The 24,304-nt window shown below is 34.9% G+C and carries 28 protein-coding genes; 27 read left to right on the top strand and 1 reads right to left on the bottom strand.

The window, feature by feature from the left end; genetic code table 11:
- Window positions 1-11: 11 nt before the first annotated feature.
- The 25 genes from ACK1U5_RS07930 to ACK1U5_RS07810 all read left to right on the top strand — a co-directional run bounded on the left by ACK1U5_RS07930 (window position 12) and on the right by ACK1U5_RS07810 (window position 21,599).
- Entirely contained in the window at window positions 12-998 is a 987-nt protein-coding gene (locus ACK1U5_RS07930; protein ID WP_448814791.1) for a phage major capsid family protein, read from the top strand.
- A gap of 171 nt (window positions 999-1,169) precedes the next feature.
- Window positions 1,170-1,334: a YqbF domain-containing protein gene (locus ACK1U5_RS07925; protein ID WP_000869888.1), complete on the top strand. Its 165-nt coding sequence runs from the start codon at window positions 1,170-1,172 to the stop codon at window positions 1,332-1,334.
- On the top strand, window positions 1,334-1,870 hold the full coding sequence (locus ACK1U5_RS07920; RefSeq protein ID WP_017673848.1) for a hypothetical protein: 537 nt from the start codon (window positions 1,334-1,336) through the stop codon (window positions 1,868-1,870). Before ACK1U5_RS07925 ends, ACK1U5_RS07920 begins: the two co-directional genes overlap by 1 nt.
- Window positions 1,867-2,238 (top strand): hypothetical protein, encoded by a 372-nt coding sequence (locus tag ACK1U5_RS07915; protein WP_017673849.1) that lies wholly within the window; start codon window positions 1,867-1,869, stop codon window positions 2,236-2,238. Before ACK1U5_RS07920 ends, ACK1U5_RS07915 begins: the two co-directional genes overlap by 4 nt.
- A 6-nt stretch (window positions 2,239-2,244) precedes the next feature.
- The gene (locus ACK1U5_RS07910; RefSeq protein WP_000024036.1) at window positions 2,245-2,655 is read left to right on the top strand and encodes an HK97-gp10 family putative phage morphogenesis protein; all 411 of its coding nucleotides are present in this window, start codon (window positions 2,245-2,247) and stop codon (window positions 2,653-2,655) included.
- Between the two features lie 3 nt (window positions 2,656-2,658).
- Window positions 2,659-3,081, top strand: coding sequence for a hypothetical protein (locus ACK1U5_RS07905; RefSeq protein WP_448814790.1), 423 nt, complete (start codon window positions 2,659-2,661; stop codon window positions 3,079-3,081).
- A gap of 12 nt (window positions 3,082-3,093) precedes the next feature.
- Entirely contained in the window at window positions 3,094-3,696 is a 603-nt protein-coding gene (locus ACK1U5_RS07900; protein WP_000118570.1) for a hypothetical protein, read from the top strand.
- Window positions 3,697-3,753: 57 nt separating this feature from the next.
- Window positions 3,754-4,284 carry a hypothetical protein gene (locus ACK1U5_RS07895; protein WP_000146557.1) on the top strand — a complete coding sequence of 177 codons (531 nt, stop codon included), beginning with the start codon at window positions 3,754-3,756 and terminating at the stop codon, window positions 4,282-4,284.
- Window positions 4,236-4,673 (top strand): hypothetical protein, encoded by a 438-nt coding sequence (locus tag ACK1U5_RS07890; RefSeq protein WP_448814789.1) that lies wholly within the window; start codon window positions 4,236-4,238, stop codon window positions 4,671-4,673. The genes ACK1U5_RS07895 and ACK1U5_RS07890 overlap by 49 nt, the downstream gene beginning before the upstream one ends.
- Window positions 4,674-4,707: 34 nt before the next feature.
- Complete coding sequence (locus ACK1U5_RS07885) at window positions 4,708-7,644, top strand: phage tail tape measure protein (protein WP_448814788.1); 2,937 nt, start codon at window positions 4,708-4,710, stop codon at window positions 7,642-7,644.
- Complete coding sequence (locus tag ACK1U5_RS07880; protein ID WP_448814787.1) at window positions 7,641-8,324, top strand: hypothetical protein; 684 nt, start codon at window positions 7,641-7,643, stop codon at window positions 8,322-8,324. The genes ACK1U5_RS07885 and ACK1U5_RS07880 overlap by 4 nt, the downstream gene beginning before the upstream one ends.
- Window positions 8,321-9,868: a hypothetical protein gene (locus ACK1U5_RS07875; protein ID WP_088346018.1), complete on the top strand. Its 1,548-nt coding sequence runs from the start codon at window positions 8,321-8,323 to the stop codon at window positions 9,866-9,868. The genes ACK1U5_RS07880 and ACK1U5_RS07875 overlap by 4 nt, the downstream gene beginning before the upstream one ends.
- Before the next feature lie 10 nt (window positions 9,869-9,878).
- Window positions 9,879-10,262 carry a hypothetical protein gene (locus ACK1U5_RS07870; RefSeq protein WP_021727719.1) on the top strand — a complete coding sequence of 128 codons (384 nt, stop codon included), beginning with the start codon at window positions 9,879-9,881 and terminating at the stop codon, window positions 10,260-10,262.
- A 42-nt stretch (window positions 10,263-10,304) separates the two neighbouring features.
- Window positions 10,305-10,679 carry a Low copy number virion structural protein gene (locus ACK1U5_RS07865; RefSeq protein WP_088346020.1) on the top strand — a complete coding sequence of 125 codons (375 nt, stop codon included), beginning with the start codon at window positions 10,305-10,307 and terminating at the stop codon, window positions 10,677-10,679.
- Between the two features lie 12 nt (window positions 10,680-10,691).
- Window positions 10,692-11,069: a Low copy number virion structural protein gene (locus ACK1U5_RS07860; RefSeq protein ID WP_088346022.1), complete on the top strand. Its 378-nt coding sequence runs from the start codon at window positions 10,692-10,694 to the stop codon at window positions 11,067-11,069.
- Between the two features lie 13 nt (window positions 11,070-11,082).
- The gene (locus tag ACK1U5_RS07855) at window positions 11,083-12,420 is read left to right on the top strand and encodes a hypothetical protein (RefSeq protein ID WP_089607452.1); all 1,338 of its coding nucleotides are present in this window, start codon (window positions 11,083-11,085) and stop codon (window positions 12,418-12,420) included.
- A 13-nt stretch (window positions 12,421-12,433) separates the two neighbouring features.
- The gene (locus ACK1U5_RS07850) at window positions 12,434-14,161 is read left to right on the top strand and encodes a hypothetical protein (RefSeq protein ID WP_063536238.1); all 1,728 of its coding nucleotides are present in this window, start codon (window positions 12,434-12,436) and stop codon (window positions 14,159-14,161) included.
- Between the two features lie 23 nt (window positions 14,162-14,184).
- Window positions 14,185-16,407 (top strand): hypothetical protein, encoded by a 2,223-nt coding sequence (locus tag ACK1U5_RS07845; protein ID WP_448814786.1) that lies wholly within the window; start codon window positions 14,185-14,187, stop codon window positions 16,405-16,407.
- Between the two features lie 10 nt (window positions 16,408-16,417).
- On the top strand, window positions 16,418-17,938 hold the full coding sequence (locus ACK1U5_RS07840) for a cell adhesion protein (RefSeq protein WP_368506243.1): 1,521 nt from the start codon (window positions 16,418-16,420) through the stop codon (window positions 17,936-17,938).
- Window positions 17,939-17,947: 9 nt separating this feature from the next.
- A complete protein-coding gene (locus ACK1U5_RS07835) occupies window positions 17,948-18,331 on the top strand; it encodes a hypothetical protein (protein ID WP_061457126.1) in 384 nt (127 codons plus the stop codon).
- A gap of 13 nt (window positions 18,332-18,344) precedes the next feature.
- Window positions 18,345-19,265 carry a hypothetical protein gene (locus ACK1U5_RS07830; protein WP_061457127.1) on the top strand — a complete coding sequence of 307 codons (921 nt, stop codon included), beginning with the start codon at window positions 18,345-18,347 and terminating at the stop codon, window positions 19,263-19,265.
- 1 nt (window position 19,266) lies between these two features.
- Window positions 19,267-19,512 carry a hypothetical protein gene (locus ACK1U5_RS07825; protein WP_081114095.1) on the top strand — a complete coding sequence of 82 codons (246 nt, stop codon included), beginning with the start codon at window positions 19,267-19,269 and terminating at the stop codon, window positions 19,510-19,512.
- A gap of 61 nt (window positions 19,513-19,573) precedes the next feature.
- Entirely contained in the window at window positions 19,574-20,071 is a 498-nt protein-coding gene (locus ACK1U5_RS07820; protein WP_368506244.1) for a phage holin family protein, read from the top strand.
- A 77-nt stretch (window positions 20,072-20,148) separates the two neighbouring features.
- Window positions 20,149-21,207, top strand: coding sequence for an N-acetylmuramoyl-L-alanine amidase (locus tag ACK1U5_RS07815; RefSeq protein WP_448814785.1), 1,059 nt, complete (start codon window positions 20,149-20,151; stop codon window positions 21,205-21,207).
- Window positions 21,208-21,404: 197 nt separating this feature from the next.
- Window positions 21,405-21,599 (top strand): hypothetical protein, encoded by a 195-nt coding sequence (locus tag ACK1U5_RS07810; RefSeq protein ID WP_000911201.1) that lies wholly within the window; start codon window positions 21,405-21,407, stop codon window positions 21,597-21,599.
- 18 nt (window positions 21,600-21,617) lie between these two features.
- On the opposite strand, the gene ACK1U5_RS07805 is transcribed toward ACK1U5_RS07810, so the two are convergent.
- Window positions 21,618-22,226 (bottom strand): hypothetical protein, encoded by a 609-nt coding sequence (locus ACK1U5_RS07805; RefSeq protein ID WP_088346078.1) that lies wholly within the window; start codon window positions 22,224-22,226, stop codon window positions 21,618-21,620.
- Window positions 22,227-22,572: 346 nt separating this feature from the next.
- Between ACK1U5_RS07805 and ACK1U5_RS07800 the strand changes: the two genes are divergently transcribed.
- Together ACK1U5_RS07800 and ACK1U5_RS07795 are read left to right on the top strand one after the other, a co-directional pair.
- Entirely contained in the window at window positions 22,573-23,673 is a 1,101-nt protein-coding gene (locus ACK1U5_RS07800; protein WP_000584822.1) for a response regulator aspartate phosphatase, read from the top strand.
- Window positions 23,670-23,885, top strand: a complete 216-nt coding sequence (locus ACK1U5_RS07795) for a hypothetical protein (protein ID WP_368506246.1) — start codon at window positions 23,670-23,672, stop codon at window positions 23,883-23,885. The genes ACK1U5_RS07800 and ACK1U5_RS07795 overlap by 4 nt, the downstream gene beginning before the upstream one ends.
- The last annotated feature ends 419 nt before the right edge of the window (window positions 23,886-24,304 follow it).

Raw genomic sequence — 24,304 nt, 5'->3', positions numbered from 1 at the left:
GATTTATCATTATGACAATGACTAATGCACAATTATTAAAACGTTTAGATCGTATTGAAAAGGCAGCAATGACAACAAGTGGAATGAATGCAGGGTTATTAAATCCGGAACAAAGTAAAGAGTTCTTCCGTATGGCATTTGATACAACGCCATTCTCACAATTACACCGTAAAGAAATGCGTAAAGCAAAACAAGGTGAATTAGATAAAATTGCAATTGGCGGCCGTATTTTACGCAAGAAAACAGAAAACAGCGATGATAATTACCGCGCAGGTGTTCAAACTTCTAAAATTGAGTACAATACAAAGGCTATTCGTTTACCTTGGGAAATTACAGAAGAATTACTCCGCGAAAATATTGAAGGTGAAGGTTATGAAGATACTGTAATGGCTCTTATGTCTACACAATTGGGTATCGATTTAGAGGATTTACATTGGAATGGTGATACAGAATCTTCCGACGGAATGTTATCTATCAATGATGGATGGTTGAAAAAAATCAAGAAATCGAAAGAGTCTCATATTGTCGACCATGCTAAATTGGTAACTGGTACAGGTGAAGCTGCTACGGCAAATGGATTTGGAAAAGGCTCTATCTTTGCTTTATCCGGTGCAATGCCAAATAAATATAAAAACAGCAACCTACGTTGGATTATGTCTCCAAGCCGTAAAGAGAAATGGATTGAGTATTTAACAAATCGTCCTACTGGTGCTGGTGATGCTGCGTTACTTGGAGCAGGAGATCAAGTTAATAAACCAATGGGATACGGAATTGTTACGGTTCCATCTTTAGAAGACGATGTTATTATTCTTGCAGACCCTAAAAACTTTATTGCAGTTAATACATACGACACTCGTGTTCGTAAAACTACAGAAGGTAAAACTGCAGTAATGGAAGATAAACGATTCTATGTAATTCACTTTGATGATGATGCTGTAATTCAAGAAATGGATGCAGTAGCAATCCTAACAAATATTCCGGATACGTTTGGAGCTTAATATCCAGGCGTATTTTTTATGGGAATAAACCCTTTGTTATTAGGGTTTTGAATGTATACTTTTTTATCATTTTCTTTATTTTTAATAGAAAACGAGTTAGAACCAATAAAACCAACAATACGAATGTAAACTTTCATGCAATAGTTTACATTCGTGAAAGGGGTGTTAATTATGAAAGTAGTTACGCTGCGATACGGTGGCACTTACACCGCTTATGGACAAAAGTTTAAGAATGGCCAAGAAGAAACAGTTGCAAATGAAAAAGCTGATTACCTTGTAAGTACTGGACATTTTGAACTTGTAAAAGAAGTCGATAAGAAGGAGAAAGAAACATAATGGATATTACCTTGCAGGACATTAAAGACCGCGTAAATGTGCAGAGGATGCCTGATACAGTAATTCAAGAACTAATAGATTACTATGCAGTTGTTGTTAAAAAGTATTTAAGAGTTAAGCCGGAGAATCCAATGAAAGAAGTCATTCAAACAAGCAAACTAGCTTGGCTTTCTTTTCCTGCTGAATCTATAGCAAAAGTCACTCATGTTAGTTCTAAACAAGATATGACCGATTCTATTACTCTAAATGGGCGTATTGTTTATGGTTTATCCGAAAATCAGCTTTATGAATTCGAATATAAGATAAAAGATTATGATGATCTACAGGTACTTATGAAGAAATGTATTATTGATTTGGTTGTTTCTGCAGTAGTTCGTGCTAACTTACAACGAAAAGGTCTGAAGACATCAGAGAGTATTGGGGATTATTCGTACCAGATTAGCCCAGAAACGCTAGATGAACCAGCTACAAACAATAAGATACTCAATGGTTTAAAAGGCTTTAGAGCAAGAGTTAAGCCGGTGATGTCCACATGAACGAAATGTATTTCGATGATGGTGGAATGGATGATTTATATATTCATGAGGTAGTTGTAAAACGAAAACAGAAAAAGAAGCAATCCTCTGGTAACTATGCAGAAGTACCAGAGGACGTTTACGAGAAGATGATTTGCCGTGTAACTACTAATTCTGCTACTGATAATGAGAGATTTAAACGTGATAAACAAAATTTTGATACAACATTTAAGATATATGCACCTGCTTCTTACATAATTAAACCCAATGATCTTATTCATTTCAAAAATGAAGATGTGGGTGTTGATTATACATTTGAAGTAAAAGGAGAGCCGCGTAATCCTGCATTTATGAATCATCACATTGAAATTTATTGCGAAAAGGTATGATTCTATATGGCGAATTCAGTAGAAATTGAGTACTCAAGTAATATGGAGCAAGTAAAGACGCATATTAACGCTATGTGTGTTGAAAAAGTCACAGCAGCATCTATTCATTTACAAAATCAAGTTAAGAAGAATCTCACAGGTAGCCGTAGCGGTAAGCAATACAAAATACCTCATACGAGTCGTAAATATACTGCTTCTAAACCAGGTGAAGCTCCTGCTGTTCGTACCGGTGACTTGTTAAATTCGATTAAATACAATGTTAAACGGTCACAATCAGAGGTATTGGGTGCAGTAGGGAGCGATTTAAAAAAAGCAATATGGCTTGAAACTGGTACAAGTCATATGGAAGCCCGTCCATTCCTATTAAAAACGTTTGAAAAAGAACGTAGAGAACTTAAAAGAATGATGGGAGGGTAATACATGTTTAACGCAATTGCAGCTATTAGAATGCTTGTAGAGAACGATGAAATAATAAAAGATAATCTATCAGAGTATGGTGAAGGCGAGGACAAAGGGCCTGCTCTTTCATTCCAAACTGCACAAGATGATATGGAAATGCCTTATGTAGTGATGAGAATTGAAGCAGATAATCCGGATGATGTTGAAATTATAGATCGTATGATTCTAAATTTCGATGTGTATTGTGATAATGGGGATTATGATAAGGCAAAGTTAATTGCTACACGTATTGAGAAGTTACTAGATAGAGAAGTGGGTTTAAAAGATGATGGGATACTTTCTATACATCGTGCAGGGAAACTGCCGGTACCGGATGAAGACCCATCTATCATTCATATAAATGCAAAATTTCTTGTCCGAACCATGCGAACGGACTTGTATTAGGGGGTAGGACAAATGAGCTGGAAATTAATTAATGGTGTCCGTGAAGGGACTACAGATAATTTTGTTATCGGTCCTGGTGTCATGTACAAAGGATTTAAAAGTGTAAAAGAATTAGGTGAACTTGTAGGAGCGACTACAGGCGGAACTAAAGTGGGTTTTGATCGTGAGTATTATGATGCAGATATTGATGGTGTGCTAGGTAAAATGGTGCGTGGTAAGTGGTTATTAAAAGATGAACCACATGTAGAACTTACATTAGTAGAGTTCACAAAAGAAAACCTGCAGTTAGCTTTACCTGGTATGACGGTAGATAGTACAACTGAAGAAGAATACGATATTATGAAACCTTCAAATGATATTCCAGATTCAAATTATCATGATATTGCACTCATTGGTATGATTTCGGGTAGTGAGCTACCAGTTATTTTTGTAATTCGTAATGCGATGGTAGTTTCCTCTATTGAAGTAGATCTTAAAGACGGTAAAGGAACGGTTGGTTTGAAATGTAAATTTATTGGTCATTACAGTGAATCTGCACCAACTACACCACCATACGAAATTTATTTACCAAAGAAAAAGAAAACAACAGTACAAAAAGCACCGGCTACCGCATAAATGGTAGTCGGTTTTCTATTACATAAAACGAGCTAAATGCTAAAAGGAGAGAACAAAATGGCTTCTATTTTAGAAAAAATGATGAATACCGGTACAGAAATTACAATCCTAGGCGAAAAAGTAGCAATGCGCCGATTAAATGTAACGGACGTTTGGCGATTTGCAAAAATTATCTCAAAGGTTGGACGCAGTGCAATGGCTAACTTTGCTGGTTTCGGTAAGGATAAGCAAGAAATGGATGAACTAACTAAAGCTGCTGAATCTCTTCCAGAAGAAGAAAAACAAGCGCAATTATCTGCACTTAAAGAGAAGCAACAACAAAAAGGATTAGAATTTGCTTTCCGTGTTCTAACGATGATCCCTGCTTGCGAAGATGATTTTACAGAGTTCTTTGCTAGTTTATTAAAAGTGAAAGCAGAAGAATTTAGACAGTTCCCTCCGGAAGCAATGGTTGCTGTTATACAGGGCCTATTAGAAAGTGAAGACTTAATGACTTTTTTCAACCAGGTCAAGGGACTCGTGAAAGTTCAGAGCGAGAAATGGAGCCAATCAGCAGTAATTCCAGCAGCAGCTCCGATTCAAGCGTAAATGAAAATTCAGATGAATATTTAGATGAAGCCGAACAAAACATGTTACGTGCTTTCGACAAGATCCAAAAGCGGTATGGATGGACAGATGAATATGTCTTATCTATACCGTATTCGCGTTTAATGGACCTATTTTCTTTAATTGCACGAGAAGAGCAGCAAGAAGAACTAAATGAGTGGAAGAAGATGGCGTTCATTGGCTTTCAAACTCGTCAGCTTGAAGAAGGTACTACTTTCAATGATTATCTTCAAGCCTTTGGACTCACTGACAATCAGGGCGATAAAGAATCGTCTTATGAAATGGGTGAAGTATGGAGCAAAGAAGAATGTGAAGCGCATGTTGAGCAGATCATGGCCCACTTCCAAGAAGATGAAGACGATGAAGAATAAAATGGTTATCGGCCCCGTGAAAGGGGGTGCGTAAATGTTAGCTGAAATGTTCCAACTGTTCGGAACGATTGGTATTAAAGCAGAAGGCGCTTATAAGGATTTACAACAGTTTGAAGATCGAGTACAAAAGACTGCAAATGGAATGCATGATAAATTCCAAAAAGCAGGGGAATCAATTAGTCATGTAGGTAACAAAATGAAAGATGCTGGTACAAACATGACAACGGGCGTTTCCTTACCTTTAGCTGGTATCGGTGCTGCAGCTGTAAAAGTGGCTTCTGACTTCGATACTTCTCAAAGAAACATCCAATCTTCTTTAGGTCTTACTGAAAAAGGTGCTGAAAACCTTGGTAAAATCGCAAAAGAAACTTGGAAAGATGGATTTGGCCAAAGTATTGAAGAAGTGGATCAGTCTCTTATAAAAGTGTATCAGAATATGAAAGACGTTCCTCACGAAGAATTAGAAGAAGCTACAAAAAGCGCTATGACATTGGGGAAAACATTTGATTCTGATATCAATGAAGTAACTCGTGGTGCAGGACAGTTAATGAATCAATTTGGTATTTCTTCCAAAGAAGCATTTGATTTATTTGCTGCTGGTGGACAAGAAGGTTTGAACTATTCAAATGAAATGTTTGATAATGTGGCCGAATATGCGCCATTGTACAAACAAGCCGGCTTCTCTGCTAACGAGATGTTTACCATTATGGCAAACGGGACTCGTGATGGCAGTTATAATCTCGATTACATTAACGACCTTGTAAAAGAGTTCGGTATTCGGGTACAGGATGGTTCTAAAGGTGTATCTGATGCCTTTGCTGAAATGTCACCCCAAACACAAAAGGTCTGGGATAACTTCAACAAAGGTAAAGGAACTTCTGCAGATGTGTTTAATGCCGTCTTAGGTGATTTAGGTAAGATGGACGATAAAGTAAAAGCAAACCAACTTGGTGTTGCTGTATTCGGTACAAAGTGGGAAGACATGGGTGCTCAAGCTGTATTAGGTCTTAATAATGCAAATGGTGCGTTAGGCGATGTCGAGGGCACAATGGGAAAAATGCAGAAGACGCAGCAAGAAGCTTTTGGTGTTCGTTGGCAAAAGTTAATGCGTACTACAATGGCATCTTTAGAACCATTAGGACAAGCTATTTTAGATATTGCAGAAGTGGCACTCCCTCCAATTATTAAAGCGGTAGAAGTTGCTGCAAAAGCATTTAGTTCTATACCTAAGCCGATTCAAATTGGTATTGTAGCAATTTTAGGTATGGTCGCTGTATTAGGTCCATTAGTAGCCATGATGGGATTTATGACAAGTGGAGTTGGTGCATTTGTTGGTTCATTAAGATTCCTAGTACCAATACTTACTAAAGTACCAATGCTATTTACAGGAATTCTTAAAGTCGGCCCTAAACTTATCGGTATGTTTGGTGGAATCGGGAAAGCTCTAGCGCTGTTGGGCAGATCCATGATGACCTTACTGATGAATCCCTGGACGATTGCCATACTAGCAATTGTAGGATTAGTATATCTGATTTACAAAAACTGGGATGACATCGTTAAATACACCAAAAAAGCTGTTAAATGGATTGGTGATGTCTGCTCTAAGGCTTGGAACGCAACTGTAAAAGGTGCGAAAAAGGCATGGAATGGTTTAGGTAAGTTCTTCTCTGGATTCTGGGAAGGTACGAAAAAGGTATTCAGTTCTGCAATGTCATTCATAGGTAAAATATTTTCAAAAGCTTGGGATGGCTATGTAAAAATAGTTAAATGGTATTTTAACTTGTTGAAAAATATAATCGAATTCGGTTGGAATGCTATTAAATTCATCTTCAAATTTGCATTAGATGGATTAAAAAAAATTGTAGATGGCACATGGAAATTCATTAAGAATAGTGTCCAAAAGGCAGTTAACACCTGGAAGAAAATTTTCTCTACTGGATGGAATGCTATTAAAAGAATTTTCTCTATGGCTTTAGCAATAATAAAGCAGTACGTAAAAACCGAATTCGAAAAAATGAAAAATACAATATCCAGTGTTTTTAACACGATTAAGGAAATTGTAAAAAAAGCCTGGGACGCAATTAAATCAACCTTTACTACAGTATTAAAGTTCTTAAAAGATTTTGTGAAATCTTCTTGGGAATCTATTAAAGATACAATTTCTAGCGTTATGCACACAATTAAAAATGTGATTCAATCAGCTTGGAATTTTATAAAGTTTACAATCATTAATGCAGTTCGGGAATTTGTTGGGTTTGTAATTACTAATTTCAACAAATTATATAACACAATAACTGATGTTGTTGGCGGTATAAAAGAATTTATTGTTAGTAACTTTAAAACTATAAAGAAAGCAATCACTGGTGCATTTACAGGGGTTGTAGATACTGTAAAAGATGTATTCGGTAAAGTTGGTTCTATAGTAAAAAATGTAGCAAAAGATGCAGTTAGCTGGGGAAAAGATATTATTGCCGGTATTGGTGAAGGTATGTCAGGAATGGCAGATTGGCTTATAAAAAAAGCTAAAGGAGTTGTTTCGGGAATACCTAAAGCCGTATTAAAGTTCTTTGGTATTCGAAGCCCATCCCGGTTAATGATGGAATACGGGGGCTATATTACAGAAGGTCTTGGTGTAGGGATGGAAAAAATGATTCCTGCAGTAGACAAAGCTTCTGAACTATTAAATAAAGCTGTCGTACCACCTAAACCAATGAAACTAGTAACCGATGTATCTAATCAAATTGGACAAATGGGCGCACGTTCTGCTGATCTAATCGGTAAAACTGCACATCCATTTGCTGGACAAACCCACGTTGAGAAGAAAACGGATAATGGCGTAACAATTCAAAATGCTACATTTAGAGTCTCTGTTGAAAAACTACAATCTGCAGACGACTTTGTAAAAATGAGAAAGCTGCTACAAAACGTAGTTGCTGACGATCTAATGGGAATGGCGGTGCGAAATGTATGAGTATATTAAAAACATTACATAGAAGAGCTGGTTCATATCACCTCTTATGGGATGCTACAGAATTAGTAAGTACAATTAAATATACTATTAATTTTTCATGGCCTGGGACATATAACTTTTCTTTTATGTCCCAAGTTCCTATTGGTTGTGATGGTATGTTACCGGATAAACACTTTATTGTTCGAGTAAATGGTATTGAAAAATTTAGAGCAAGAGGTGCTTATGCCTGGGAAGCAAGAGAAATTTTTGTTGGTGCAGGGCCACAAACAATTGAATTTACAACAATCGGTTACGGTTCCTCTGACGTAGCCTATTTGCGTGATGTTTATTATCATGCATATGGACCTATACCTACAATTGCAATGATTGAACAAACAAAAATGCCTAAATCATTAGACGGATTAAAAAACTATAATATTATGCATGGTTATCCCCGTTTCCAAAGTAACGGGAATAAAGGATGCGAAGTAGAATTCAATGTTTTATTCAACGATATTAGTTATTGGCGTGATTTCATGAAGGAAATATATCGCCCTCATATTATTACTGGGGATTACGGTACCTACGGGGGTATAATTCCGCCGAATGAAGTAGATGCAATAAGAAAAGGAACTCTAGTTATAGCCAAATGTAAATTAATATCTATGTCACAAGCAGGAGTAGGAGTTGATGGAATGTGAGGGAAGGATCTATTTCTTTAATTAGAATGTTGGGGAGCTATTTCCAGGTAGGGAATAACTCCCCTAATTTAATTGTTTATATGAAAAAAAGAGACTCTTCTACTTATGTCCAAATACAACATCGCGTAACGGGACTAGAAGTACAGGAGAACGCAGATCAGTTCGCTAGTACATTTACTATTACCTTTGCGAATGAATACGGTCAAATGGCTCCTGACAACTGGTATGGTAAGTTCTCTTCTATTCAAGAATGGTTTTATAACAGTGAAGTAACAAATACAAACCAGCTATATCCGCAGACTGAATTTAAGGTGTCTATCGGATACGGTGAAGAAGCTTTACCGTATATACATGGTTTTGTATCTGATGTGAAGGTAAATGCCGAAAGTGGGACAATATCCGTCACCTGCACAACATCATATAAAAAGGTTTTACACAAATCCGTTATCCCAACACCAGGATCAGATGAGATCGTAGCACCAACTGGTAATGTTTATGATGTGGTGAAATTCTTCTTTGAAAAAGCCGGAGTTACATTGCACGGTAACAGAGTAAACATTCCTGGCACCAATCAAAGTTGGATTGTTGAGGGAGCAACTGGTAAGAGGTTTCAAAAGTGGGATGAAATTGTTCGCGATATTATAGATACAACATTCCATTATATAAAACATGAACCGGATGGAAGTTGCACATTCATGAAAATGCCGGACTATGCAATTAATGAACCTGCAAAATTTAGTTTTAGAGAAGGGGTAAATCTTATCTCTTTAGATATGCAGCTAACTGATCAGGATATAAGTAACAGTATTGTTGTTAAATGCGGAGATTACGCAAACGGATTTCTTAATTCGTTTCTATTAAAAAATGTATCGCAAGGTGATTTACGTGAGGAAATGGTGGAGGTTCCTTGGGCGACAACGTTCTTTGCAAGAAGAGCGGTTGCTGCAGCATATCATTTAAAAGCAATCCAGAAGTTCAGAACGTTAACGGTTGCAGTTGTTGGGGATCCAAGGATTCAATTATTCGATGTTATTTCAGTTTACAATAGAGATTCTGGTCAACAGTGGAATTACTTTGTCAAAGGTATTAATACAATGATTTCTGCAGATGATGGATTCTATCAAACTTTAGATTTAACTGTTAACTATGGGTATGAACCGGCTCCATATACAGATATAACTGGTATTACAGTAAATGTAGATACATTACGATTAAAACTTTGGGACTATGATTATGAAGATGGCGACTTATTAAATATTTATTGCAATGATAAGTTAATAGAGGAAAATTACTTTATACGTAATAATCCTACATATGTTGATATACCACTCGAATACGGTGCAAACATGATTGTTTTCGAAGGGGTACGGACTCCTTTAAAATGGCTTACCGGACGGATACAAGTATTAGATACACAAAATAATATTTTATATGATTATGGTTCTTTACCCGATTTAACATTTAAACGAGTAAATATAGATGAATCAACTGGTTATTATATCAAACGCCCAGCGAAAACTTGGGCTGTCACAAGGGTGAATTAGGGGTGATCTTATGATAATGCAAAAGAATTTATATGATCCGATTATGTATCTAATGAAAGGGTTGATTGACAGGCAAATATATAACGGCGGTAAACCAATGCCTGGAAATGACCCGAACGATGTATTTAAAGAAGGTATGACAGAAGGCTATACCCTTATTCGTGATGGTGCTCGTTTATCCCAAGTTGATGGAGATAAATATCTTCATTACGATCTAGATTTTAATAACCAAGGGATGTTAGACAAGGTTATATTATCCCACAAGATAACAGGAAAGAAGATGGAAATTCAATTAATATACAATGCACAAAAACAATTACAGCGTGTACAACCGCGTTTACTGGATAAAGGCAGCGGTATACTGTCTGATTTACCAATTCCCGATGTGTCGTAATGATGCACGGGAATTTTTTAATACAAGAAAGGGTGATTGCTCTTGTTTGAAACAACCTATTTAGCCGGTGGCCGATTAGATCCACCTTTTCATCCAACTAAAACAGAACCATTCATACCAGGTTTCATTATGGATTCATTTTCATTCCAAACAAATGAAACTACATATACTTTACCTGCAGACATGGAGCTGTATGCAATAAGTGTAAGTGCATCTATATATGAATTAGATGATAAATGGAGCTTAATTGTAAACGGCAAAACGATTTGTAAAAACATATATACCAAGGATATTCCCGAAGGTATGCACTTTATGGTTTATAAACCTTTAGCAGCAGGAAGTACGGTTCAATTTTCATTTAAAAATCAAGGAATCCTTGATAAAACAGTATGGTTTGAATTGCATTTTTTATCATAAAGGAGGGGTATCATGAGTTTTGCTGTTACATATATGGCGGGCGGTAGATTTGACGCTCCTTATTTCCCTACAAAAACGGAACCGTATATAGAAGGTAGAAGAATCGGAATAGATGCTGCAGTAAAAAAAGATGAATTCTCACTGCCATTCGATACAGAGTTAATTGCATTCTCTATAGCTGCATCAAATTATAGTGATCGTGATTATTGGAATCTATTTATCGATGGAAAACAAATATTTAAAAATGTTTATGTAAAAGACGTACCAGAAGGATTCAATTTTTCTATTATTAGACCTATTCCGGCTAACGCTGTATTAAAGTTTGAATACCACAATATAACCGGAACATCCAAAGTAGTAAAGCTGAATTATCAACTATTAAGAGATTAGGAGCGTGAAACCTATGGCATATATTGAAAAAATAGTATCAGAAGCAGAATTCCATATGGAGTTAATAAATACCATGATTGAAAATGGATGGAAGAAAGTAAGTAGCTTTTACAAGGTTATTTATAAAGCTACAAAATCAGACGATCCTGTTCATAATTATTGGGCTGCAAAGCATGTAATTTTAAAAAACAACGATGGTGGTTTATACGGAATTGTTCAAGCTTGGAAGTGGACCGCAAAGTCTCAATTAGACATTGATTTTTCTAAGCCTGATGGTAAAACTGCATTTAAAACATACTTAGAAAACAACCCACAATATAAAGATCGTTCATGTATGTATTTATATATGATTGAAAAACTTCCAAGCTATCAAGAGGATAGTGTAATTATTATGGGAGCAGAAGACAAGAAAGAGTTCCAATCCATTCTAGATGTAGAATTGGCCGAAGTGATAGCTACAGAAAAAACAGAAATAAACAACGGAAGACCTTATACATATACCGTTTATGACTATACAGATAAGCCTGATTTAATGATGTCTCCTTGGGTTAAATCTACTTTGAGAAACCCTAAATTGCTAAATATAGATGCTGATACAAATTGGTGGCCAGATTCTTTAGTTCGTATTACAGGACAAGTTGATAAAAATAGAGTTGTCCTACTAATACAAGCAGATAAAACGCCAGCATTTGAAAATAATACTGTCCCTGTAACCCCAGTATACATGGGACGCTTAGAAAGCTATGGAAATGACGACACCATAGCAGATGCTCTTTGGGCTGGAACTGCTTACGATGAAGGTGGAGAAAGTTCTTCTCACAGCTTTAATTTTGAAAGTAAAACGCCATTTAGGGACGTATCGAACTATATGCCACGCACAAAGAAATACCCTAAGTCGCCAGGTAATGGAATTGATAATGTAATTATTAAACGTTCCCGTTTTGGTGCAAGATACCAAGCGCATTATATTGCGTGGAATATACCGAGTAATATAATGCCGCCGGATCGGAAAGGTGCTAATGGTGGCCAATACCCTACAGCATGGCAAAGCCACGATAATGACGAATATAAGTATCAATTTAATCCATCTTTATATAGCGGCAGAGTTCATACATCTAGGGCTTATATTGTACATCCGGATGAAGGGGTACGTGGTTATATGCCGTATGTTGTACTTCTCTCCCCGTTAGGATTGCTAAATGGAGATAAATTAAAAGTTAGAAAAAATACATGTCCAGATACACATGACATCTACAGATTCTTTACCGTGGATGCAATTTCACCAATTACAAAAATGCCAGCTACTGCATATCGTCCAGCAGGTTTAGGTATTTTCGAGAAAACTATATAGGGGATGAATATAAATGTGGTTCGATAAAATTGTAAATTTACAAACCTTACCTACAGAATTAGAAAAGTTATTTGTAGATCACGGATGGAAACGTGATCTATTTTTCCGTATTCAAAGAGAAAGCAGCAAATTCATAGATGTGCGATTATTCGAATCAACCGGAAGTGATTTGGAGCGTAGAAGATTTGGTTTTGCAGTTGCATACGATACTGCGGATTCTGATTTCGCAGATTCCAGATATGTAGCCACAGAATCACGATTAGGGGATTTTGGAGTAGGTGATGGTAAGAAAACAAACTTCATTATTCCCACTTCTCCAATCATTGCTAGTTCCTTATCTGTTTATATAAATAGTATCTATCAAGAAAAAAACACTTATACAGTGGATGGTAGAACAGGATTAATTAAATTTAATACACCAGTAGCAAAAGGAGCTAGAGTTACGGGGGAATATCGTTTAGCTAACGATGCCTATGAACCAACGAACGATATTATTTTCTTCACTTATACTCGATACTTTATTGAGAAGGAAGTGAAAATGAGTGATCAAGATGCAGATTTAGGAAATGGTAATGGTACAAAAACAGCTTTTAAATTACCATACCCAGATTTTGATGAAAGCCGTTTTGCAGTATACAAAAACGGAACAATTTTAGATGCAAACAACTATACATTTACAGGCGATACAATTATTTTCAAAGTTGCTCCTGCAAGTGCAGACAACATAAAAATTGCAGGTACACGTTTGCTAGAATCTAGTAACGGTAGCGATGTAACAGAAATACTACCTGCTAAGACGCAATTTACCGTACAGAGTACAAATAGTGTCCTGGCTGAAATTTTTACATCTATCAATTTTGTGAACGCTTCTCCCTATACAGTACTAAGTTTGACACCGGAGCAAAGATTCACAAAGGACTGGAAACGTGATTCCGTTGTTTACATGTACGGTAACGCTCATAAAGATCGTGTTGTAATGTTTATGCGAATTGATCCAACACCAAGCCCTGTACGAGCACTATTTGTTCCATTGTACATCGGAAGAATGTATACATTTGATAATAAACCGCAAAAGAATTTAATTATTATGGGCGGCTGCCGTTCTGGGGAAGAATTCAGCAATTCTACAAAAAAAATTGGTAATGCAAATATGGATTATGGCGAAAATACATCTGGTGGAAATCTTACGCCTGTTTTGTCTCAATCATTAACTGGATCTATGTATCAGCAGCATTACCTTGCCTTTATAACTCATAATGCCGATATCGATAGTGGACAAGGGAGATTTAATCCCTCTATGTATAGCGGTAAATACCATTTATCACAAATTTATATCGTACATCCTAATGATGGATATGTAGGGAAACTTGACGATGTATACGCAGTACATCCAAAAAATATTCAACAAGCAGATGAGCTTGAAATTGAAAAAACTGTAACAGATGAAGTAATTGGTAAAGGCGATGGAACTAAAAAGATATTCCATTTAGAGCACAAACCAAAAGAAAATACATTGAACCTATTCATGGATTGTAAGGAAGTTCCTAAAACGGATTACGATTATAATGCGGAAGATAAAACTGTAACTTTTAAGGAATACCCTGGCGGTGAAATTCTAGCTAATTATCAAATGGCGCAATTATATCGCTACACATTGCCAACAACAGCAGTTTCTCCATTCACAAGTAAGTTTTCGCCTTTCAATCCAATTGGCCTAGCAATCTATAAAGAAGATATTTAAACAAGAAAGGGGGAAGGCAAAAGATGAACGAGAAAAATTATTCGATTGCTGCCCCTTCTTTATTTATAAATGAAAAGAATCATATAGTTTCTGTTAGTCCAAGTCTTTCGTATGAAAAGACTTATTGTGTTTCTATTTCAATTGCTAATCCTTTTGGTGAAAACGTGCATGAGTTTCCTGTAAGTATGCCACCTAATTCAAGGTTTAAGGCTATTAAAGAGGATAATGCAGGTGTATTCGCAACAAAAGTAAACAGAATTAAAGGTGTCTTTTCTGATGTAATTAACCAGGCTTCCAGGGACATTGAAGTTGAAGCAAGTATTACAACATTAAACGCTTTCGGTATAGATCGTAACGTTAATATAGATATTTCTGAACTGGAAAACCTCACACAATCAAGATGCTTTGCAATAGATATTACAGCTGATGAGTCAGCGCAGCAACGCAGTCGTATTTTTGATATGGATTATGTGAAAGAAGAACTTGCAGATAAACCATTTGATACGCGTGAAATTAAAATCGTAAATGAATCTATTATGTCTAGAACTACAGATGAATATGAAATGAATGAAAGTATAGAAGAAGAGCTTCTTCATAAGAAAATTCGTGAGTTTGCTACAGAAGTAGAAGAACTTCCCGACTGGGTGAAAGTAGCTCGTGTATTGTATGGAGAAAAATTCTACGAAAGTATATTGGCAGACCGAAAAGAAAAAGAACTGCAGTCTAATATATTTGAGAATGGCACGGGTGAGATTGTATTTAAAGAGTTAACTGCAGTAACAACACATCCTTTAGAAATGGCAGATAGATGTATTCATGAAGTTGCTGCTTCTTATGAAGAGTATGATTTATTTAATGATTTAGGAATACCTGTTTATTTGCCTGATTATGATCTATTTGCAAGAATCCAAAGAGAATTAAAAGCAGATTATACAAAATTTGATACTGCAGATAGAAATATTATTCAAGTTGATGGAGGTTCAATATCATTCGAATTAGTTGAAAGAGAACAGATAGAAACCATAGCAGCGGTCCCAACAGACGAAACATTTATACGAAAAAACTTATCTTTGGAACTAGAAACCTTTGATATGGAAGATTCAAAAAGAACTCAAAATGAAGTAATAACATCATCTGCACGATATGAACAGGCAAATAAAATTCACTCATGTCACGAAAGTGAAATTGAAGATGAAACACAATCAATTCGAGTTACAAATGAATTAATTGGGAATTCTATCGAAGTATTGGAATCGATAGATAATAAGGTCCGTGAACTTGCTATTGATGTGGTCGATACTGCAGGTGATTTTGTTTTAACTCGGGATCTTATCGCAGAAAACATTATTGGATTTGATAATGCTACTCGTGAAAAAGAACTAATCTATACCATATTAGACAATGAAACTAATGCCCACAAAGTAGTGCCAGAAGTAATAGCAGATTCCATTGAATCACGGGAGTTTAATAGGAAATCACAAAATATCCTTTCATACATTACAACAGATGAATTGAGCACACGAGAAAATAAACAAATTGATGTTATAGAGGGAGAATCCTCTACAGCAGAAAGAAGTGTTATCGAATTAGAAGCCCAAAATGAAGAAATGGATTTATTTGAAGGTATGGGATTACCTGTTTATTTACCCGATTATGATTTATTTGCAAGGGTTAAACGGGAGTTACAAGCAACGACGGTGTTGTCCGATATAATGGATCGTTCCAAAGTTACTATAACTTCTGAAATTGTTGATAGTATTGATATGGAGCGTTGCACCCCAAATATCATTACGGATGTGTCCGGAATAATAGATTTTAAAAGACCTGTATTAGAATTAGATTCACAAATTGCTAATAATTATGATGCAGCTGACAAACCTGCAAAGCAATCCTTAATCCATGAGCAAGATGTATTTGATGTCTCCCGTCAATTTGTAGCTGATGAAATAAAAGATAATACATTTGATAGAGAAACTAATATAGAAACCGTTGTGGAGGAAGCTGAACAATTTGAGAAGGTTCTTGGAGTAGATACTGTAATTATTGAAAGCGAGTCATTTATTATTAATAAATTTATTGATACAGAATGTATACAATTTGATGAGTTTCTTGTTAATAATATTTACCCTACTGAAATAATTGAAGTTGATGAAAACAGAAAAGTTCAAAAAGAAGAACCGAAATTATGGTTACGTCATAGCCGCTCTTCTTGGTGGACAAATTCTAATTGGAAGAAGACAAGATAAGGAGGAAGAAATGGACATTGGAACAAATTTAATAAATCCGGAAAGTGGTTGGATAAGAAAATATTGTAAACCTGCTAATGTTGGTAGTTTCTTTAAAGGGGTAAATCTTACTGGTAATACAGGATGGTTTTCCGTAGGAGCTGACTATCAAGCAGAGGGTGGAAATGCATTTTATGCAACTGCTGCAGTACCTTCTCCAGAGTTATCTTTTACATTCTTTGGTACAGGTCTTCGGATTATGGCTGGGCACGACACAATTCCACTTAGTGAATATTTAGTTATTAAAATTGACGGTAGTGAAGAGCGATATGTAAAAATTTTTTCTAAAACTCCACCATTTACAGTTGTTTATGAAAACCTAAAATTAGAAAACAAAGAGCATACCGTGACAATAAGGACAAGTATGGGATATACAGGGAAGTATACTTTTTTATATGCCATTGATTATTTTGATCCCACCCAAATAACAAAAGGAGTTTCTTTATACAAAAAACAAAGTGGAAAAATCTTCGTAGATGATTTCGATTCTATAAACCCGGAATGGATTATATCACCTTCGGATTCATTTAGTATCGCTGCAAGAAAAGGCTTTATAAGATTGAATCATACAGCAGATAAAGATGTAATGTTATTAATCGATAAGCCAAAGGAAGATATAGCGATACAAGTCATTGCTGATTATACTCCCGATGTTGAAGGGGATAAGGGCGGATTGATTATATATCAAAACGCTGATAATAAAATAGAATTTCTTGAATCTCATTCTATTAATAGTTCTAAAGAACACAGGGAATGGCTTGCTACTTCTACTGGTGAACAATGGGACTTTTATAGCAAGGTAGATGCTACCTTTGATTATGCAGATAGCGACAAATTAGAAGCGACTAAAATCGGTGTTGTATTAAAGAAAGGTGTCGCAGATCCATACAAGCCGCTAGATATTGATCGTATCATTATCACGAGTGGCCACAAATTAAAGTTAAGACAACTGTTCCCAAATAACAGGGTAATTTTAAGAGATGAAAATGGCACTACAATATCTATTAATCAAGTGGGCAAATTAAATACCGGTATAGATATAAACCTACCATCTTTAGAGTTCCAAGGAACCATTGAAGTTTACGATGAACAAAATAGCCTTATAGCAGAAAAGAAAGCCCTATTTTATGGCGGTGACATCTATAATATGGGTTCTCCTTTAAAAATCATAATGGACTCTAAAGAATTAAACGATACTGATCCAACTAATTTAGGAAATATGATTGAGGGAAAAAGAATCATTAAAATGATGGTCCAAAATGAAAATTCTGTAGCTGTTCATAATCTCAAAATTTCTATTGAGCAATACATGGAAAAGGTGGGATATACGTGGGCAAATATTTCGTTAGATAACTTAGCTTGGGTAAAACAAATTTCAATAAATACATTAAGCGCAAATAGTTCTAGGGAGTTTTGGGTACTGGTAACTAAAGATTTAAACTACATTGGGTTTGAACCTATTTTATTTAACATTAAATTGCTACATGATTGAGGTGTTTACATGGGTACTGAAATGAAAATCAATCGTTACAAAGGAACTGTAGGTGATAGTTCATCGCCCGTACTTATCGAAAAATCTGAACAAATACTCGTACAAAACGGACAAACTCAATACCTTTCAATGAATATGGAATACAACAAATTTGATATTCGAACTATTCATGTAACAAACGACAAAGATGTTGAATCTATTATTTCAATTTTTGATAAGAAACAAAATGGACTACAGATATATAAGAGTAATCAAGAGAAGAAAACTTACGATATATTAGCAATCCCTTGCGAAGATAAAGATACAACAAGCGCTGCTCATGTTTTTATTGAAAACAAAGGAAATGAACCAACTTTATTTACAATAATCATTAAAGCAGTAAGTTTACAATAAAGGAGTGTCTTTTATGACAGAACATATATTCAAGAGATCCACACCATTAAAAAAAGATATATTCGACCTTGTTATTAACGAAATGTTGCGCGTTGGGTGGAAACAGTTAAACGCTAACAAAGAAAATGAAAAAGATATCTACATGATGTACTCCGACGGAAATGACGGTAAAAAAAACATCTTCATAGAATTTAGTCCATATGATGGGAGGGATGTAGAAAATCGTTCCGATAAGTCTAACTATGATATAAGGAAAACTTTATATTCAGATTCATTTTTCAGATTTTGCACTGGATATGATAGTTCGAAAGGCAGAGGGATTAGCGAAGATTATCAATACCCTGTATCTTGGTATAACGGCCGCCGTAGTTACTCTGGTGTTTCTGCTGGAGACGGACCACAGGTTGATCCTTTACTTACAATAGAATTATATACATTCATTGATAAAGAAAAAATTATTATTTGTACAATTCCACCAAGTAGCCTAAGTAGTTACCCAGTAGTATCCTATGTCGGTGTTTTAGAAGATTTAATGCTTGAAGAGTTACACGAACCCTATACAAGAGCATTAACTTGGTATTCAAGCGCCTTTTCTAGTGCCAGCGAATCAAATACAGGGCTAACTTTTAGTAGGCCTAAAAATAGTAATTGGACACAAAAGGTAGCTGCATATCGAAGTATATGGCTCTCTATACCTATTCCAAGAAACCCTAATATTGATAATAATTTCATTATGTTACCTTTTTACATTTCTCATAAGGACTATGGAGTTAGGGGAAAACTTGGCGGTATATACTCTACTGCCGATATAGGGATTGTAAGTGGAGATATCTTGGAGGTGGAAGTGAACGAAAAGGTACAAAAGTTTAAATATGTAAACGCAAAAAGTAGTTATGGATCATTACCTGCTCCATTAGCATTTCGCATAGAATGAGGTGATTAAAATTAATATTTTTAAAGCTTCTATTTTTGATCCAGACTTACAAAAGATGAACAGGTCAGCATTACAGAGAAAGGGCACAATAATCGACAATATCATTCAAACCGGAAATAGAAAAACAGTAAACAGAAATGGATATATTTTTAGAGATAAATCGATTATCCAAAATGATTCAAAACAAGAAGTGAACTACCCTCGTCAAGAACCATTAGAGCATTCTTGGAAGAGACTAAATACGTAAATTCTAAGCGTACAACAGTAGGCTTTTTTATTTTGGTCAAAATTTGAAGGGAGGTGAGAACTTGGAACGAATTCACGAACTCATCAAGGCACTGAATATATGCGATGTTATTACAAGTACTCAATTTAAAGTAGGTGGTGCTATAGGTGGTGGATTAGGAACAATAATTAATTTGTTATACGGTAAAGCGAACTTAATTTGGATATCGATCTATTGCTGGATTATCATGCTCGACTGGATTACGGGTAGTAAAGCTTCAAAGCTAGATGGAACATACTCATCACAATATGGAATTGAGGGCATCACGAGAACCGTGGTGCTTTTATCATTACCAGCACTTGCACATTTATTTGATATTGCTCTTAAACTACCTGATTTCTTTTTCTTTATGGTAGTCGGTGGATTGAGTTACCACATTTTTAATAGTTTCGCAGCAAACTGTGCGCGAATTGGCTGGGAAAAATGGATTCCTGCATGGTTATTAGAAAGTGTAGCATCCGAAATTCAAGCAAAGATTCAAAGAAGCGATGCACGAAAAGAAAAACATACTACCAAATAAAAAATACACGCCTTACATAAGGAGAGCATTGTCAAAAGACAGTGCTCTTTTTGTTTGGCAAAAAGGGGAAACACACAATGAAAAAACCAATTAAACTATTTAGCTCATTATTTATGACTCTATTACTCTTATTTTCGTTTGCTACGGCTTCTTTTGCCGATAGAGTACTAATTATCCAAGACTTACCGAAACAAGCATATCGCTACGGTGTGGGCGCTTATGAGGGCGTTGTTGCACATAGTACTGCAACACCAGAAGCACCAGCAATTAACATTCGAAATTATGAAGCTAGAACATGGAGAAATGCATTTGTACATTATGCTGTAGATTGGAACGAAACAGTCCAAATTGCTGATACAAAATATATTGCTTATGGTGCTGGACCATCTGCAAATAAAAGATTTGTTCACGTAGAACTTTCTGAAACTAGCAACCCAGATAAATTTAAATCTTCTTACGAGCGTTATGTAAAACTATTAGCTAAGATTTTAAAAGATAGAGGAATTCATCCAAGCAAAGGTTTATGGACACATAAAGATATTACTTACAAATTAGGTGGAACTGACCACGAAGATCCGATTGATTACCTTCGCAGTCATGGTGTATCAGAATCACAATTCAGAGCGGACGTACAAAAGGCGTATGAAGGCGCAACAGTTACAGTTAAACCAAAACCACAAGAACCATCTCAAAACGTTGTAGGCGAAACAGGAGTAGCTTATATTGAAGGATTTAACGTAAACCTAAGAAGTGGACCATCAACAAATTATGGTGTTATCCGTCAATTAAATAAAGGAGAAGCATATCAAGTATGGGGAAAACAAGGTGATTGGTTAAATCTTGGCGGTAACCAATGGATTTATAACAACCCATCTTATATTAAATATCAAGGGGAACAAACTACAACTTCAAGTTCTGTAGTAGGAAAACGTGTTGTTTCTAAAGTGGACGACCTTCGTTTCTATGACTCTGCTTCTTGGTCTGATAAAGATGTAGCAGGAACGGTAGATGAAGGACTTGGATTTACTATTGATGCTAAAGTATCCGTTAATGGTTCACCACAATACAAAGTACACAACAGTAAAGGCGTAACATACTATATAACTGCAAATGAAGCCTATGTGTATGTAAAGTAGGGAAAAGGGTATGCCCAAACTTGGGCATACCCTTTTTTTGTATATTTCACGTAAAAAAATGGAGTTTTTTCTATAATTTAGCCTATTTTTGGAACCCTTTTCTATAATTCTTATTACATACTAAAAGGAATCTTATTTTCAAAACAGAATAGTTATATTTTAAAATTACTTTTGTATTTTTTAAAGGAGGTGAATTAATGTTAAAATTTATTTGGGCAATTGCATTCGCTCTAATTATATTCTTTTTAGTGCGCGGTACGTTTATACCATATATAGCTTCTAATGAAAATATTGTAGCTTTATTTGTAATTTTTACCGTAGTTATTATTAATTCATGGATTATTGACTTAATAAATCGTTTATATAAAAAAAGAACCGAACTAGATAAATAATCTAGTTCGGTTCTTTTTTTATTTTGTATATTTCATAACTTTTGTATCAGTATATACTTTCTTACCGTTTTTAATTGTATCCGTTACTGTTTTTACATAATGGTTAACGGCATCGATATCTCTATATGCTTCAGTGTGATAATACGTAATAGAAGGTTGATTAAAATACATTAATCCGCTTGCAACTACTTGTGCTGTAACCTGTACTGGTTTCCAAGGAATATAAGAAGATAATCCATTTACTAAAATAAGTCCTACATTATAACTGTCTTTATTAATTCTATTGCTTGAATCTTTACTACTAGCGTGTTTCCAGTTGAAACTACCATCAGCAATAATTACTCCCTGTGTATTACTTGTACGAGTTTCAGTGCCTGAAACCTCTCTATTAATAACGTTTTCATTTTCATCAAATTTTACTGTTTCGCTGTATAATACTTCAAAGTCTGCATTTGAAGTATCCAAAGGTGATGTTACACCTGCAAATTTTGCGGATGAATTAGCAGATTCAGGTGCTGTAGGCGAATCTGCATATACATTACCTGCGCCCCATCCAGTACTCACTAACATGCCACCAACTAGTAACATTGGGATTGTCTTTTTCTTTAATAAGTTTTTATAACCCATAATAACATCTCCATTCTTTTAAAAATTTATGCTAATTTACCGGTATTCACTAGCACAATTCCGATAATAGGCTATAAAATTCAAAAAATAAATAATATTCAGATTAAAAATTCTGCAAAACAATTCGACAAACCCTCTTAAAACTATGTCATTACTGGAGTTATAGCGATTTTTATATAAAGGATTTCATCTTTACAATCTAACGATTTACCGATAATCATACGTCAATTGATAAATTAAAAACTAAATATTCTGAATTATATTTATAAAATCATTTTTTACAACTTATTACAATTAAACTTTGTTATGATTGTTTTTATATAAACTGAATAAAGGAGATTGTGATATGATAATTCTGAATAATGAAAAAGTTACCAAACTATTAAATGAATGGTATAAAGTTATTCTATCTAAGCAAATAACAAAAGCGACAAGAATGAAAGAAGAAGTTGATGAAAAGATTAGTGTCTTAATGGTCGAACAAAACCGAGATCTACAAGATCAAAATCTCTTATTGTATTATTCTTTATTAGATTATAGTTATAAAGTGTTAATAAATAAATCATATGTAACTCGTAGTGATTTTGATGCAGTTGAAAAACTTACAACAAAAACTATAGATGAGTATTTAAAATACTACTACCATTTCTATAAAGCTGTGCATAACACCATGATTGCTAACTATATGGAGGCTATGGAGCAATTTGAAGAAGCTGAACGACTTTTAGAGTATATTCCTAACGAAATTGAAAAAGCTGAATTTAATTATAAACTTGGTGAACTATATTACCATCTTCAACAACCTTTATTAACAATTAAGCATGTAATGAAAGCAAAAGACATATACAAAAAGTATGAAGATTATATAATAAATCAAATTGAATGCGATACAATCCTGGGATTAGCAAGTGTCACTTTAAGTCAGTTTGAACAAGGGGAAGAACTTTTTGTTAAGTGTTTGGATATGGCTAAAAAACATAACTGCACTCGACTAATTACCTTAATTCAGTACAACTTGGGTTTCCTTTATGCAAAACAAGGTATATCCGCAACTGCAATTCGACATTTAATGGATGTATATAAATCTGAAAAACCATATCATAAAACTGTATTCTTACTGGCTCGAGAACATTTCAAAGTAAATGAAATTGAAAAAGCGCAAGAATTTTTGACTCAAGGCTTTGAATTAGCTGACGTTGAATATACACATCATTTACGAATACTTCGAGCACAATACGATGAAAATTATAAGCAAAATCTAGAAACAACGATTGCAGATGGACTAGATTACTTCAAATCCCAAAAACTTTATGGATTTATGGAAGAGTACTCTGGAATTTTAGCGAAAAAACTTTATCAAGAAGGTAATCATGAGAAGGCTAGCCAATATTTTAATATATCTTATGATGCTAAAGAATTACTTCAGAAGGGAAGTGCGTTAAAATGAAAAAAGTACTAGTGGGATTTGTTAGTTTTGCTGCTGTTTTAACTATTGGAAGTTTTACAGAATCTTTTACATCACAAGCTGATCATGGTAGACCACCTGCACCACAAAGACCAGATTATATTTCTAATGTGGCCGATTTTGATCACGGTAGACCACCTGCGCCGGCATACGAATACGGCGATACTTATATTGATCATGGTGAGCATATCTAAAACAAAAAGAGGACGTGATATATACGTCCTCTTTTTATTTTATTTTAATTACGACCGAATTATATTTGAAATAATATAAAGGATAATGTTCTAGTATATCAATTCCATCAATAATAATGTCTGCGTGTGGCTTGCTATCAAGAAACTGTCCAAGTGTCAACAGGAAAAAGTGTTAGTTTCTCATATAAATCTCATAATTGAGAATTGGTTTAAATAACCGGTGCAACAACAGCGAAATGCGATTCATATATTTGCACACATTTTGCACACATTTTGTTCACGTACTATATAAAAAAGTATGAAAATCTATAAAAAATAATTATTTCAAAAAAATTATTCTGGATATTAAAAAGTGCCGAAATCCTTGTGTTATAAGGAGTTTTGGCACTTTTGTATTTTTGTATTTTATCAAATAAACA

It is taken from the genome of Bacillus sp. XB1 (assembly GCF_053557995.1).
Note: the sequence above shows the minus strand (reverse complement) of the source record. Positions and strands in the feature narration are given on the sequence as shown.